Source organism: Amycolatopsis suaedae (assembly GCF_004214935.1).
GTDB classification, from domain to species: domain Bacteria; phylum Actinomycetota; class Actinomycetes; order Mycobacteriales; family Pseudonocardiaceae; genus Amycolatopsis; species Amycolatopsis suaedae.
On sequence record NZ_SFCC01000001.1, the window covers coordinates 268,218 to 281,411 of the forward strand.

The following is a 13,194-nucleotide window of genomic DNA, read 5'->3' on the forward strand; positions in this document are numbered from 1 at the left end:
GCGCACACCGGTCAGGCGATCAGCCGGCTGACCATCTCAGCCACGCAGGCGGGCTTGCTCTCGCCGTCGATCTCGATCGTCCACCGGACCACCGCCTGCTTGCCACCCGGGACGTCGCTCACCTCGAGCAGTTCCGCCCCGGCGCGTACCCGGGCGCCGACCTTCACCGGCTGCGGGAACCGGACCTTGTTGAGGCCGTAGTTGATGCCCATGGTCAGGTTGGTGACCTGGTAGAGCTCCTGGCCGAACCGGGGGATCAGCGACAGGGTGAGGTAGCCGTGCGCGATGGTTCCGCCGAACGGGCCCGCCGCGGCACGCTCGGTGTCCAGGTGGATCCACTGGTGGTCGCCGGTGGCGTCGGCGAACAGCTGGACCTGCTCCTGGGTGATCGTGGTCCAGCCGGTGTAGCCGAAGTGCTCGCCCGCCGCGGCGGCGAACTCGTCGACGTCGGTGAAGACCCGCATGCCGCCCTCCTCAGTCCTTCGGCCCGCCGGCCACGTAGATGACCTGGCCGGACACGAATCCGGCGCCCTCGCTGACCAGGAACGACACGGTGTGGGCGATGTCGTCGGGGGTGCCGACGCGGGCCACCGGGATCTGCTGCGCCGCGGCGGCCTTGAACTCCTCGAACCCCACCCCGAGCCGCTCGGCGGTCGCGGCGGTCATGTCGGTGGCGATGAACCCGGGCGCGATCGCATTGGCGGTCACCCCGAACTTGCCCAGCTCGATGGCCAGCGTCTTGGTGAAGCCCTGCATGCCGGCCTTGGCCGCGGAGTAGTTGACCTGACCACGGTTGCCCAGCGCCGAGGTCGAGGACAGGTTGACGATGCGGCCGAAGCGCTGCTCGGTCATGTACTTCTGCGCCGCCCTGGTCATCAGGAACGAGCCCCGCAGGTGCACGTTGATGACCGAGTCCCAGTCCTCCTCGGACATCTTGAACAGCAGGTTGTCCCTGGTGATGCCGGCGTTGTTGATCAGGACGGTCGGCGGGCCGAGCTCGTCGGCGACCTTGGTGACCGCGGCCTCGACCTGGCCGGCGTCGCTGACGTCGAGCCCGACGCCGATGGCTTTGCCCGCGCCGATCGCCTCGGCGCCCTGCTTCGCGGCGGACTCGTCGAGGTCCAGCAGCGCGACGGCCATTCCGTCGGCGGCCAGCCGGGCGGCGACCGCGGCACCGATTCCCCGGCCGGCACCGGTGACGATGGCGACGCGGGTCTGGGACTCGGTCACGTTGTTCCTCCTTGAACGGCTGGGTGACTAAGCAAGCGCTTAGGACCGTACCGCAGCCGTCCCGGAGCTGACTAGGTGAGCTGGAGCGCGTCGGACCTCGACGGCTGGGGCCGCAGCAGACCGGCGGTCAGCGCGCCGAGCGCGAGCACCTCGTTGACGGCCATGAACCGTTCCACCAGACCGAGCGGGACGAACGTCCACCACGGGCCGCCGCCCGTCAGCATCACGACGACGCCGGTGAGGATGACGCCGAACCACATCAGCGAGGTGACGCCGAGTGCGACGGTGAGCCTGCGCGGGACGGGGGAGTCGGGGTAGACCCGGCGGGCCGCCGCGATCACCGCGAGCGGCAGGCTGACGAACGCGACGACGCTGGCCCACCGGTGGATGGTGCCGCCCACGCTCGGCCCGATCGCCCAGTTGGTCTTCTGGAAGAAGATCAGCACGATCAGGCTGGCCACCCAGAGAAACCCGAGGAAGCTGGTGAAGCTCAGGGTGGCGACGATCCGGCGGCGGATCAGGGTCGCGAACACCGCCGCCGAACCGGCGGCCACCACCGCGATCCCGAGGTCGAACAGCCACCGGCTGTCGGTCAGCGCGTACTGGCTGATCGTGGAGTACACCGGGCTGATGGCGTCGGTCGGCGGCAGCACGTGCAGCAGCAGGAGCAGCGCCGACCCGGCGAGCAGAGCGGCGACGCCCGCGAAGGGGAGGGCGCGGGCGTCGCCGGGGCCCGCGGGCGCCGGAGCGGCGAGGGTGTCGGCGGAGGGGGACATGCTGCGAGGTTATCGACGCCGGTGTGTGCTCACGCTGAGAGCAACCTGTCGAAAACCTGTCGGCTTGTCCGGTTTCACGTCGCCGTGGCCGGGGCCGGGTAGTCCTTCAGCTCGATCGAGTCGTAGAGCCGCAGCCCCTGCGACTGGAGGCGCACCAGGGCCCGGCCGGCCTTCGACGGCAGGACCGACAGCAGCCGGGCGGCTTGGACCAGCCCCCACATGCCGGAGCGGGACGCGGGGATCAGCGTCCTGGCCGCGCGCAGCGCGAGTGCGCGGCTGCCGCGTACCGGCTCGGCCATTTCCCGCTCGTAGGCGGCGAAGGCGCGCTCGTGGTCGCCGCGTGCCGCGGCCAGCTCGCCGGCCAGGACGTAGGCGCCGAGCATCGCCAGCGTCGTGCTGCCGCCGACGGCCGGGCCCGGGCAGTAACCCGCGTCGCCGACCAGCGTGACCCGGCCCTTCGACCAGCTGTCCAGGCGGAGCTGGGTGATGGCGTCGAAGTAGAACGCCTGCGTGGTGTCCAGCTCGCCCAGCCAGCGGTCGACGTCGGGGTGCATGCCGGTGTACGCCTCGCGCAGCAGCTCCTTCTGCCGCTCGGTGTCGCGGTGGTGGTAGTCCAGTTCCTCGCTGTGGAACAGGAACACCGCCCGCGCGGCCACCCCGTCGCGGGTTCCGTAGAGCGCGGCGATCCTGCCGACGTCGAGGTGCGCGTGGTACTCGCCGTTGGTCGCCAGGTCCTGGGGTACCGACAGCACGCCCAGGTGGGCACCGATGAAGTTGCTGAACAGGTGCTCCTCGCCGAACACCAGCCGTCGCACGGTGGAGTGCAGCCCGTCGGCGCCCACCACGAGGTCGAACCGGCGCCGGGTGCCGCTGTCGAAGGTGACCTCGCCGTCGTCGATGGCCGCGACGGAGTCGGCGAAGACGTACTCGACGTCCGCGCGGGTCGCGTCGTAGAGGACCTCGCTGAGGTCGTCGCGCATGATCTCGACGTGGCGTTCCGCGGTGCCGCCGAGGATGTTGTCGAGGTTGACGCGAACCGGGCGCGCGACGCCCTGGCGGTACATCAGCATCCGGCTCATTCCGGTCGCCAGCGCCTCGACCTGGGGGAGCACGCCCATCTTCTCGACGATGTCCATGCCGGGGCGGAACAGGTCGACGGCGTGCCCGCCGGTCTTGCGCAGGGTGGGCGCCCGCTCGACGACGGTGACGTCGAAGCCGTACCTGGTGAGCCAGTACGCGAGGGCGGGACCCGCGACGCTGGCGCCGGAGATCAGGACGCGCATGAAGCCTCCTTACTTAACGGAAGGTCAGGATACCAGCGTTCCTTACCTACCGTTAAGTCAAGTACGCTTGACCGGTGCCCCGTGAGTCGAACACCAAGCAGCGCATCCAGGACGCCGCCCGTGAGCTCTTCAGCCAGAAGGGCGTGCAGAAGACGAGCCTGCAGGAGATCGCCGACCGGCTCGGCATCACCAAGCCCGCGCTCTACTACCACTTCTCGTCGCGGGACGAACTGGTGCGCAGCATCGTCCAGCCGCTGATCGACGAGGGCGAGGCGTTCCTGCGGGCGTACGAGAAGCGGGACCGGATCGACCCGAGGGCGTTGCTGGAGGGCTACTTCGACTTCCACTACGAGCGCCGGGACGTGCTGATGCTGGTCCTGGCGGAGATGACCACGCTCGCCGACCTCGGGCTGATCGACCTGGTCGTGGCCTGGCGGGCACGGCTGTCGGAGATGGTGGTCGGCCCGGACCCCACGCTGGCGCAGGCGACCCGGGGTGTGATGGCCTTCGGCGGGCTGCAGGACTGCGCCATCCAGTTCGCTCATGTTCCCGCGGACGAGTTGCGGCCGGCCGCGGTGGACGCGGCCATGGCCGCGCTGGGACTGTCGTGACCGGCGTCGACGTGCACGCCCACGTGCTCGCCGAGGACACCGTGGCGGTGACCGGCGCCGGGTACCGGCCGTTCGCCGCCCCGGTCGGCGACTACCTGCGCCACCTCGGCGCGGTGGGCCTGTCCAGGGGCGTGCTGGTCAACCCGAGTGCCTACGGCCAGGACCACACGGTGCTGCTGGCCGCGCTGCGTGCCCATCCGGACCGGCTGCGCGGCGTGGCCGTCCTGCCGTCCACTGTGGAATCGTCCACTGTGGAGGAGCTGCACGCCGCCGGGGTACGCGCGGTGCGGGTCCAGGACCGGCTGGCAGGCGGGCTGCCGGTCGCGGAGTTGCCGGCGTGGCTGCCGCGCCTGGCCGAACTGGGCTGGCACGCCGAGGTGTGGACCGACCTGGCCGAGCACGGCGACACCGTGCTGGCGGCCGTCGAGTCGGCGCGGGTGCCGGTCCTGCTGGACCACCTGGGCAACCTCCCGCCCGGCGACGAGGGGACGGCGACGCTGCTGCGGCTGCTGGACGCGGGGCCGTGCTGGGTGACGTTGTCCGGCGCGTACCGGCTCGCCCCCGGCCTGGCGGAGGCCGGGGCCGCGGCGCGGCTGGCCGACCGGGTGGCCGCGGTGCTGGACGCGGCGCCGGACCGGGTGGTGTGGGGTTCGGACTGGCCCTACGTCGCCCCGCCGGGCCCGGTCCCGGCCGCGGCCGACCACCGTGCCGTCCTGGACGCGTGGCTGCCCGACCCGCGGGTGCGGGAGCGGGTGCTGCAGGACAACCCGGCGGTACTCTACGACTGGGGGTGAGGGATGACACCGGGCCTGTTGACCGTCGACGAGTACGCCGCACTCGGTGCGCTGGAGTCCGGCTACACCGAGCTCGTCGAAGGACGCCTGCTGCTGGTACCGGATGACGGGCGTGATCACGACTCCGTCACCGACACGTTGGCCAAGACGCTGGAGCGGCAGTTGCCCGATGGCGTCGAGTTGCTGGTGCGGGCCGACCTGGACCTGCGCCTGGCTGCCGCCGGGGAGCCCGGCTACTCCCGTCGGCCTGATCTGATGCTGGTCCGGGACGCCGCGGGTGGGCTGGTGAGGTCCGGCGAGGTCGTCGTCGTGATCGAAGTCGCGGCGGAGGGGTCGCGGCGCACCGATTACGTCGCCAAGCGGGCCGAGTACGCCGACGCCGGTATCCCGCACTACTGGATCGTGGACCTCGACGAGCCGGTGTCGCTGACCGCCTGCCACCTCGCCGGTGAGTTCGGCTATCAGGACAGCGGTGCGGTGACCGGCACGTTCACCACCGCCGACCCGATCTCCGTGTCACTGGACCTCGACCGTTTGCTTTGATGCTTCCGTGCGGCTGGAACTGGTGACCCTCGTCGTCGACGAGTACGACCCCGCGATCACCTTCTTCACCGAGGTCCTCGGTTTCGAGCTGGCGGACGACTCGCCTTCGCTGACCAACGACGGCAGGCCCAAGCGCTGGGTCGTCGTGCGGCCGCCCGGCGCGCAGACCGGCATCCTGCTCGCGCGCGCCGACGGTGAGCACCAGCGCGGAGCCGTCGGCAACCAGACCGCCGGCCGGGTCGGGTTCTTCCTGCGGGTGGACGACTTCGACGCCACCCACCGCCGCATGCTCGACGCCGGTGTCACGTTCGTGACCGAGCCGCGGACCGAACCCTACGGCCGTCTCGCGGTGTTCCTCGACATCGCGGGCAACAGGTGGGACCTGCTCGGCCCGCGCTGACCGGGACTCCGCACGCCCGGTAGCCCCACCAGTCACCCCGAACGAGACGACATCGGGTCAATGCCACCGCTACGAACGGCACCGTGGTAGCGCAACGCGCAACCAAGGTGCCCTTGGCAGCACCCCGGAAGCCCGACCACCCGACTTTGCCGGGGCCCTGGCACCTGACGTGCCTTACGACGTCACCCGCCGGGGCGCGGCGTTCCAGCCGCCCACCTCGACCACCGGCCGGGGACCGGCGTCGGCGGGCTGGTAGTCCGCCCGCAGGGTGATCGACTCGCCCGGCCACAGCGCGACGTAGTTGTCGGTCCACGTCACCGGCAGCACCCGGCTGCCGTCGGCCTTGCGCAGCGTGACCCGCACCGCGGGCGCGATGCTGCCGGACGTGTTCCGCAGCGTCACCTCGGTCGACGCGCCGGCCGTGCGCGTGCTCACCTCGATGTCCGCGCGTGGCAGGGCGGCCAGCCCGCTCAGGTCGGCGTAGCTGCTCACCGGCGTGTAGTACCACTGCGAATTGTCCCAGTCGACGACGTCCGGCCGCGCCGACAGCCAGTACGTGTTGCGGCTGACCGTCGTGCCCGTGCCGTCGTCGAGCCACAGGCGCACGAAGTACGCACCGGTCACGCCCGCGGGCGGCGGCAGCGTGAACGCCTTCGTGACACCCAGCGCCGGCACCGTCAGGCCGGACTGCTCCTGCCGGTGCAGCAGCGTGCCGTCCAGCCGGTACATCTCGGCCCGCACCGTGAGCCCCGCCGCCTGCCCGGGACCGCGGCCGACGACCACCACCGAACGGTCGTCGTAGCTGTACTGGACGTGCAGCGGCTCGTTGCCCTTCTTCGCACCGAAGTAGGCACCGCCGGGGTTGAGGTAGTGGTCGTAGAGGTGCCAGTTCAGCGACGGCCAGGCGTTGTTGAGCATCCAGTACACCAGCCCGGTCGCCTTGCGCGGCGCCGTCTGCTGGCGGCCGTAGGCCTCGAACTGCGCCCTGGTCATCTCGTAGTTGGCCAGCTGCGCCTTCTCGACGTAGTCGGTCAGCCCGGTCGGCTGCCCGTAGCGCTGCGCGAGCGCGGTGCTGAACAGCTTGAGGTTGTTGAACGGCTCGGTGCCGCGGCCGGTGTGGTACTGCGGCGCGGCCGGATCCTTCCACAGCGCCTCCCGCTCGGCGGGTGAGAGCATCTCGCGCAGGCTGTCCTCGGTCGGGATGGAATGTCCTGCACTCAGCTCACCGGCGAAGCCGAACGCGGCGCCGACCTTGTCGCCGTACCAGTAGTCCGGCGGCACCCAGTCGTACGGGCCCTCCATCTTGATGCCCGACGATCCCAGCGGCGGCGGGGCGTTGCGCATGGCGGCGGCCGGGATGACCGGGTTCGGCCAGCCCGCGCCCGCCAGCGCGGCCAGGTACATCCGCTGCACGTCCTCCGGTGGCGCGATGTCGCTGGAGATCATGAACGCGATGACGCTGGGATGGTTGCGCAGCAACCGCGCCTGCGCGGCCATCGACCCGCCCGCGATCGGGTAGTCGGACTCGGTCCACGCCTCGCCGCCCCAGCCCGACCACGGTTCCCACTTGTCGCAGCACTCCCAGCCGGGCAGCAGCAGGATGCCGTAGCGGTCGGCCAGGTCGTACAGCTCGGGCGTGTCCAGCTTGCCCTCCAGCCGGATGGCGTTGAGCCCGAGGTCACGCACGTACCGCAGCTGGGCCTCGAGTCTGCCCGGCTGGCTGCGCAGCAGCAGGTCCGACGCCCAGCCGCCACCCCGGATCTGGACCTGCCTGCCGTTGATCACGAACTCCCTGTCGCCGCTGGCATTCAGCGGCGCCTGGACGTCGCGGACACCGAACGTGGTCGTCACGGCGTCGGACACCCGGCCGCCTGCCGACACCGACAGCGCGAACCGGTACAGCGGCTGGGCGCCCAGCTGTGCGGGCCACCACACGTTCGGCCGCTGCAGGGTGACCGGCGGCAGCGCGACGGTGCGGGTCTCGCCCGCCGCGAGCGTCACCGTGTGCCGGACGGGCAGGTCGCCGACGGTGCCGCCGAGCGTCACCTGCTGGGCGGCGGGCAGGTTGTTACGCAGCTCGGCGAACGGCTTCAGTTCCGCGGAGGCCATGCCCGGCAGCGCGAGCCTGGTGTGCACGTACGAGCCCAGCAGCGTCACCGGCCCGCTGCGCACCAGCTCGACGTCGCGGAAGATGCCCATGTTGTTGTCCGGCGCCGGCTGTGCCCAGTCGATCCAGCTGATCGTGAAGTGCTTCTGCGGGTCGGCCGGGTGCACCCGCAGTGCCACGGCGTTGCGGCCCGGTTTGAGCAGCGGGCCGATGTCGAACTCCCTGGCGTTGTAGGTGCCGGTGACCTCGCCGATCCGCACGCCGTTGAGCCAGACGTCGGCCCGCGACGTCGCGCCGGGAACCCGGAGGAACGCGTGCCGCTCCGGGCCGCGGGCGAGGAACTCCGAGCGGTACCACCACGGCACCGCGAAGTCGGCGCGGTCGACCTTGTCCCGCATGTTCGTCGAGTGGAACAGGTCGGGGTAACGGCCGTTGGCGACCAGGCCGGCCATGATCGTCGTCCTCGGCGCCACCGGGTACCAGCCCGCGCTGCCGAAGCCGGGCCGCGACACCTCCTCGCCGCCCGCGGGAACCGCAGCCGAGGACTGGATGCGCCACCCGCCGAGGCGGGTCGTGCCGCCGGAGGCCTCGGGTAGCACGGCACCGGTTTCCGGCGGTGCCTGCTGGGCGAGCGCGGCGGGTGCGAGCGCGATGCCGAGCAGAAGCGCGAGCAGCAGGGCGAGACGGGACCGGAGCATGCGGGGTCTCCTCGGCTGGGGCGGGAATCCCAGTAATAGGAAGGTTTCCTATTTCCGTCAAACCCGTCACCCGGTCAGTCCAACAGCACGCCCGGATTCAGGATGCCCTGCGGATCCACGGTCTTCTTGACCGCCCGCAGCGCCTCGGCGAACAGGTCCGGCCGCTGCCGGTCGTAGCCGGGCCGGTGATCCCGGCCGACGGCGTGGTGGTGGGTGATCGTGGCCCGGTGGCGGTCCAGCACCTCGCTCGCGGCGGCCTTGATGTCGTCCCACATGGCCAGCTCCGACCCGGGCCTGCCGGGGGCCAGCACGGTGAAGTACGGCGCGGCGCCGTCGGCGTAGACGTGCGTGAGCCGGCAGTTCACGATGCCGGGCGCACCGCACACCCGCTCGACCGCGGCGGCGACCTCGGTGTGCACCTCGGAGTACAGCTTGAGCAGGCGGTCCCAGGTGGTGGCCGTCTCGAAGGTCTCGACCACCGTCCCGGTCCTGGCCAGCGCGTCACGCAGGTAGGGCATGCGCAGGAAGCCCGAGCGCCACGTCTCGACGATGTCCGCGCCGTCCTGGTTGGGCCGGACGGTGCCGCCGTGCATGCGGGCGATCTCCACGGCCGCGTCCCGCGGGGCGAGCACCGGGTGCGCGGGCGACTCGAAGCCCAGGATGAGCACGCTCTCGCCGCAGCGGGCGGCCCCGGCCAGTGCCGCCTCGCCCGCGTCGAGCAGCCTGCACCCGGCCGGTGAGAGTCCACTCTGGACTATGGCGCGGACGGCGGCGATACCGTCGGCGAAGTCCGGGAACGTCACGGCGGCCGACGCCCGGTGGGCCGGCCGGTCCTGCAGCCGCATCCACGCCTCGGTGAGGATGCCGAGGATCCCCTCCGAGCCGAGCAGCAGCCGGTCCGGCGACGGGCCCGCGCCGGAGCCGGGCAGGCGCCGGGACTCGCTGATGCCGCGCGGGGTGACCACCCGCAGCGACTCGACGAAGTCGTCGATGTGCGTGGTCGTGGTCGAGTAGTGCCCACCGGCCCTGGTCGCGAGCCAGCCGCCGAGGCTGGAGAACTCGAAGCTCTGCGGAAAGTGCCGCAGGGTCAGGCCGTGCGGCCGCAGCCGGTCCTCCAGTGCGGGCCCGAGGATTCCACAGTGGACACGGGCGGCGCGGCTGGTGCGGTCGATCTCCAGCACCTGGTTGAGCCGGGACAGGTCGACGCACACCCAGGGCAGCTCGCCGCGGTACTCCACACCGCCGACGACGGAACTGCCGCCGCCGTAGGGAACGACCGCGGCACCCACGCCGCCTGCCCAGTCCAGTACGGCGACGATCTCGCCCTCGGTACGCGGGTAGGCGACGAGGTCGGGGCAGCGTTCGAACCGGCCGGCCAGTGCGCGGACGACATCGCGGTAGGCCTTGCCGTAGGTGTGGGCTGCTCTGGCCAGGGGAGTGGTGGTGCAGAACTCGGCCACGGCGGCGGGCGGCCGCAGCCGGATCGCGGGCAGTTCCAGTGCGGCCGGGTCGGGGATCCGCTTGGGCTTGCTGGGCATTCCCGGCAGGCCGCGGGCGAGCTGGACGCATTCGCTGTCGGCGAGGGCGTTGTCCGCCCAGCCCCAGCCCCACCAGGAACGTTCGCGCATGGTGAGAACGGTAGTCCTCCCTCCGGGCGCGGGGAACGGGTTCTTGACACTACGGGGTCCCGATGCCAATTTGAGCGGTATGAACCTGTCAGGCAGGCGGACAGCTCGCCGGGTCAGTGCCATGGAGGTCGTTCTCGACGAGATCCGTGGCGCGATCGAGCGTGGCGAGTACGCGGTGGGCGACAAGCTGCCCGCCGAATCCGCGCTGGCGCAGGAGTTCGAGGTCAGCCGGTCGGTCATCCGGGAGGCACTGCGGGCCACCGCGGCGCTCGGCCTGACGGTGTCGCGCACCGGCAAGGGAACCTACGTCCAGGCGGCCGGGCCGGTGGAGAACCCGATCTTCGGTGACTACACGGCACGTGACCTGTGGGAGGTCCGTCGGCACGTCGAGGTGCCGGTCGCCGGTTACGCGGCGACCCGGCACCGGGCGCCCGACCTGGAACGGCTGCAGCGGCTGGTGGCAGGCATGGAGGCGGAGGAGTCCGACCTGGAGTGGGTCGCGCTGGACGCCCGGTTCCACACCGGCATCGCCGCCGCGTGCGGCAACCCGGTCTTCACCACGGTGATCGAGGAGATCGGCGAGGCGCTGCGGCAGCAGTCGTTCGTGCTCAACCAGCTTGCCGACCGGCGGGAGTGCTCCAACGCCGAGCACCGGGCGATCGTCGAGGCCATCGCGGCCCGCGACAGCGAACGGGCCGAGGAAGCCATGCGCGAGCACCTGGCCAGGGTCGAGCAGGCGCTGGCCGGGATCGTCGGCGGTAGCTAGCGCAGTAACCCGATCGGGACCGCCATCCCGACGAACAGCACGAGCTGGTAGGCGCTGTTGATCACGGTGAGCCTGCCGGGCTTCTGCTCGAAACCGTTGTGCTGCGCCAGGGTCGACAGCGAGAAGCCGAGCCATGCCGCGAACCCGACCGCCACGGCCACCCAGAACGAGTCGGTGCCGAAGAAGCCGGACGCGAGGGAATTGGCGGCCGCGAGAGCCAGTGCGGTGACGACGATCGACGCCACCAGGACCACGAACGGTCCCTTACCGGCTCGCACCGAGTCCTCCTTGGTCACGCCGGTCAGCTTCCGCCAGACGCCGCCGAGCAGCCCCCAGTCGCTGTACCAGATCCAGGCGACCGCCATTCCGGCGACGATCGCGACCACGACAGCCGGCCAGCTGATGCTCAGTGCCACGGGAATCCCCTCTTCTCGACATCCAGGCCTGTGGTTGAGATAATCAACCGCGATGGAAAAAGTCAACCGCAGCGGCCCGCGTTCCTACGGACAGTTCTGCGCTCTCGCGCGCTCGCTGGACGTCGTCGGTGACCGGTGGACGCTGCTCATCGTGCGGGAACTGCTGCCGGGCCCGATGCGCTACACCGAGCTGAAGACCTCGCTCACCGGCATCGCCACGAACCTCCTGGCCGAACGGCTGAAGACCATGGAGGCGAACGGGATCGTCGAGCGCCGCCTCGACGGCGCGGGTGTGGTCTACGCCCTCACACCGTGGGGGGCGGGGCTGCGCGAGCCGATGGAGGCGCTCGGCCGGTGGGGTGCGCCGCTGCTGGCGAGCGGCCGGGGCGAGGACGCCTTTCAGCCGCGCTGGCTGACCCTGGCGCTCCCCGCCCTGCTCCGGGGCGTGACCGCCGCTCCGCCCGTCGAACTCGGCATCGAGACCGACGGCTTCCTGATGACCCTGCGGGTCGGCGAGGACGGCCCGAGCGCGTTCGTGCCCCGACGGGAGCCGGCCTCGGTGCTCACTGCCGCTCCGGACGTGGTCGTCGCACTGGCATCCGGAGCGATCAGCGTCGAGCAGGCCGTCGCCGCGGGTGCGTTCCGGGGCGACTCGCACGTCCTGCGCACCGTGTTCGCCCGGTAGTCCCTAGGGCTCGTACGGCAGGCTCGCCGTGACCCGGAATCCGCCGTCCGGACGGGGTCCGGCGTCGAACCGTCCTGAGTAGACGGCCACCCGCTCACGCATCCCGATCAGCCCGTGCCCCTCGGGGGCCCGCGGGCGCGCCGTCCCGGGCGGACCGCTGGTCACCTCGATCCGCAGCTCGCCGGGCAGCGCCTCCACCCGCACCACGCACTCGGCGGGGGCCGCGTGCTTGACCACGTTGGTCAGCGCCTCCTGGACGATCCGGTAGGCCGACAGTGCCACGCCGTCGGGCAGGTCCGCCCGCTCCGGGGCCTGAAGCGTCACCCGCACGCCCGCCTGCTCCGCGTGCTCGGCCAGCTCGCGCAGGCCGGCCAGTCCGGGGACGGGCGCGAGTTCCATCCCGGGTTCCTCGGCGGAGCGCAGCACGCCGAGGACGTGACGCATCTCCACCAGCGCCGCCCTGCTGGTGGTCTCGATCGTGCGCAGCGCGCGGACGGCCTCGGCCGGGTTCTGTTCGGCGACGTGGTTGGCGACGCCCGCCTTCACCGCGATGAGGCTCATGCTGTGCGCCACCACGTCGTGCAGTTCCCGTGCGATGCGCAGGCGCTGGTCGGTCAGCGCCCGCGCGGCGGCCCGCTCGGCCTCGGCGGCCCGGGCGAGACGGCCCTGCCGCATGCCCCTGCCCAGCACCCACGCCGTGCCGATCACCAGCCACACCGCCGCGGTCGTGCCGACCGTGTCGCCGGGCAGCGGCTCGCTGACGGCGAGCGCGGTCGCGGCGGCGGCGAGTGCGACGGCCAGCGTCACCACGGCACGCCACCACCGCTCGGCCAGCCCGACCAGGTAGGCAGCGCAGCCGAGGGCGAGGTGGGGCTCCAGCACCATGTGCAGCAGGCTGGCCGCGACGGTCCCGCTCAGCACGACGGCGAACACCGGCAACGGCCAGCGCCTGCGGACCGCGAGCGGGACGCCGACCGCCGCGGCCACCAGCCAGCCCAGCCACACCGGGCCGGTGAACCCGGGCTGGGCAGGCGTGCTCGGGGCGTAGGAGAAGCTGACGTACGCCGCGGTCGCGGCCACCGCCAGCAGCGCGTCGAACAGGTAGAGATGCGGCGCGCGGGGTACGGCTGCTGACCGGCCGGTCGAGGTCACCGGCCGAAACTACCGCCCGATGCCGCCCGGCGGATCGGCCCTGGAGCCGTCATACCCCGGTCGGGCGGGACGCACGCTCCCGCCCGCGCGGGCGCATGGGCGGCA

14 protein-coding genes are annotated in these 13,194 nt (G+C 71.8%); 6 read left to right on the forward strand and 8 right to left on the reverse strand.

Features of this window, described 5'->3' with window-relative positions:
- Positions 1 to 11 precede the first annotated feature (11 nt).
- The 4 genes from EWH70_RS01270 to EWH70_RS01285 all read right to left on the reverse strand — a co-directional run bounded on the left by EWH70_RS01270 (position 12) and on the right by EWH70_RS01285 (position 3,289).
- Positions 12 to 464 carry a MaoC family dehydratase gene (locus EWH70_RS01270; protein WP_130473314.1) on the reverse strand — a complete coding sequence of 151 codons (453 nt, stop codon included), beginning with the start codon at positions 462 to 464 and terminating at the stop codon, positions 12 to 14.
- Between the two features lie 10 nt (positions 465 to 474).
- Complete coding sequence (fabG, locus tag EWH70_RS01275; protein WP_130473315.1) at positions 475 to 1,230, reverse strand: 3-oxoacyl-ACP reductase FabG; 756 nt, start codon at positions 1,228 to 1,230, stop codon at positions 475 to 477.
- Positions 1,231 to 1,301: 71 nt separating this feature from the next.
- Positions 1,302 to 2,006 (reverse strand): DUF998 domain-containing protein, encoded by a 705-nt coding sequence (locus EWH70_RS01280; protein ID WP_130473316.1) that lies wholly within the window; start codon positions 2,004 to 2,006, stop codon positions 1,302 to 1,304.
- Positions 2,007 to 2,080: 74 nt separating this feature from the next.
- A complete protein-coding gene (locus tag EWH70_RS01285; RefSeq protein ID WP_130473317.1) occupies positions 2,081 to 3,289 on the reverse strand; it encodes an FAD-dependent monooxygenase in 1,209 nt (402 codons plus the stop codon).
- Positions 3,290 to 3,363: 74 nt separating this feature from the next.
- Here EWH70_RS01285 and EWH70_RS01290 point away from each other — a divergent pair, with 74 nt between their 5' ends.
- The 4 genes from EWH70_RS01290 to EWH70_RS01305 are packed head-to-tail and all read left to right on the forward strand — an operon-like array spanning position 3,364 to position 5,637.
- A complete protein-coding gene (locus EWH70_RS01290; protein ID WP_130473318.1) occupies positions 3,364 to 3,900 on the forward strand; it encodes a TetR/AcrR family transcriptional regulator in 537 nt (178 codons plus the stop codon).
- Complete coding sequence (locus EWH70_RS01295) at positions 3,897 to 4,694, forward strand: amidohydrolase family protein (RefSeq protein WP_165436105.1); 798 nt, start codon at positions 3,897 to 3,899, stop codon at positions 4,692 to 4,694. The genes EWH70_RS01290 and EWH70_RS01295 overlap by 4 nt, the downstream gene beginning before the upstream one ends.
- 3 nt (positions 4,695 to 4,697) lie before the next feature.
- Positions 4,698 to 5,237 (forward strand): Uma2 family endonuclease, encoded by a 540-nt coding sequence (locus EWH70_RS01300; protein ID WP_130473320.1) that lies wholly within the window; start codon positions 4,698 to 4,700, stop codon positions 5,235 to 5,237.
- A 7-nt stretch (positions 5,238 to 5,244) separates the two neighbouring features.
- A complete protein-coding gene (locus EWH70_RS01305; RefSeq protein ID WP_130473321.1) occupies positions 5,245 to 5,637 on the forward strand; it encodes a VOC family protein in 393 nt (130 codons plus the stop codon).
- A gap of 174 nt (positions 5,638 to 5,811) precedes the next feature.
- On the opposite strand, the gene EWH70_RS01310 is transcribed toward EWH70_RS01305, so the two are convergent.
- Complete coding sequence (locus tag EWH70_RS01310; protein WP_130473322.1) at positions 5,812 to 8,442, reverse strand: glycoside hydrolase family 2 protein; 2,631 nt, start codon at positions 8,440 to 8,442, stop codon at positions 5,812 to 5,814.
- A 74-nt stretch (positions 8,443 to 8,516) separates the two neighbouring features.
- Positions 8,517 to 10,070 (reverse strand): FAD-binding oxidoreductase, encoded by a 1,554-nt coding sequence (locus EWH70_RS01315; protein ID WP_130473323.1) that lies wholly within the window; start codon positions 10,068 to 10,070, stop codon positions 8,517 to 8,519.
- 121 nt (positions 10,071 to 10,191) lie between these two features.
- On the opposite strand from EWH70_RS01315, the gene EWH70_RS01320 reads away from it, so the two are divergent.
- Positions 10,192 to 10,836, forward strand: coding sequence for a FadR/GntR family transcriptional regulator (locus EWH70_RS01320; protein ID WP_205668998.1), 645 nt, complete (start codon positions 10,192 to 10,194; stop codon positions 10,834 to 10,836).
- Here the strand turns inward: EWH70_RS01320 and EWH70_RS01325 are convergent.
- Complete coding sequence (locus EWH70_RS01325; protein ID WP_130473325.1) at positions 10,833 to 11,252, reverse strand: DUF1761 domain-containing protein; 420 nt, start codon at positions 11,250 to 11,252, stop codon at positions 10,833 to 10,835. The two genes, EWH70_RS01320 and EWH70_RS01325, sit on opposite strands and share 4 nt — an antisense overlap.
- A 52-nt stretch (positions 11,253 to 11,304) precedes the next feature.
- On the opposite strand from EWH70_RS01325, the gene EWH70_RS01330 reads away from it, so the two are divergent.
- Positions 11,305 to 11,937, forward strand: a complete 633-nt coding sequence (locus EWH70_RS01330; RefSeq protein ID WP_130473326.1) for a winged helix-turn-helix transcriptional regulator — start codon at positions 11,305 to 11,307, stop codon at positions 11,935 to 11,937.
- Positions 11,938 to 11,940: 3 nt separating this feature from the next.
- Here the strand turns inward: EWH70_RS01330 and EWH70_RS01335 are convergent, their stop codons facing one another.
- The gene (locus tag EWH70_RS01335; protein WP_130473327.1) at positions 11,941 to 13,089 is read right to left on the reverse strand and encodes a sensor histidine kinase; all 1,149 of its coding nucleotides are present in this window, start codon (positions 13,087 to 13,089) and stop codon (positions 11,941 to 11,943) included.
- Between the last annotated feature and the right edge of the window lie 105 nt (positions 13,090 to 13,194).

Coding starts and splice junctions, on each gene's coding strand:
- EWH70_RS01300 (WP_130473320.1), top strand. CDS start 4,698: ATGACACCGGGCCTGTTGACCGTCGACGAGTACGCCGCACTCGGTGCG.
- EWH70_RS01315 (WP_130473323.1), bottom strand. CDS start 10,070: ATGCGCGAACGTTCCTGGTGGGGCTGGGGCTGGGCGGACAACGCCCTC.
- EWH70_RS01330 (WP_130473326.1), top strand. CDS start 11,305: ATGGAAAAAGTCAACCGCAGCGGCCCGCGTTCCTACGGACAGTTCTGC.
- EWH70_RS01285 (WP_130473317.1), bottom strand. CDS start 3,289: ATGCGCGTCCTGATCTCCGGCGCCAGCGTCGCGGGTCCCGCCCTCGCG.
- EWH70_RS01280 (WP_130473316.1), bottom strand. CDS start 2,006: ATGTCCCCCTCCGCCGACACCCTCGCCGCTCCGGCGCCCGCGGGCCCC.
- EWH70_RS01310 (WP_130473322.1), bottom strand. CDS start 8,442: ATGCTCCGGTCCCGTCTCGCCCTGCTGCTCGCGCTTCTGCTCGGCATC.
- EWH70_RS01270 (WP_130473314.1), bottom strand. CDS start 464: ATGCGGGTCTTCACCGACGTCGACGAGTTCGCCGCCGCGGCGGGCGAG.
- EWH70_RS01320 (WP_205668998.1), top strand. CDS start 10,192: ATGGAGGTCGTTCTCGACGAGATCCGTGGCGCGATCGAGCGTGGCGAG.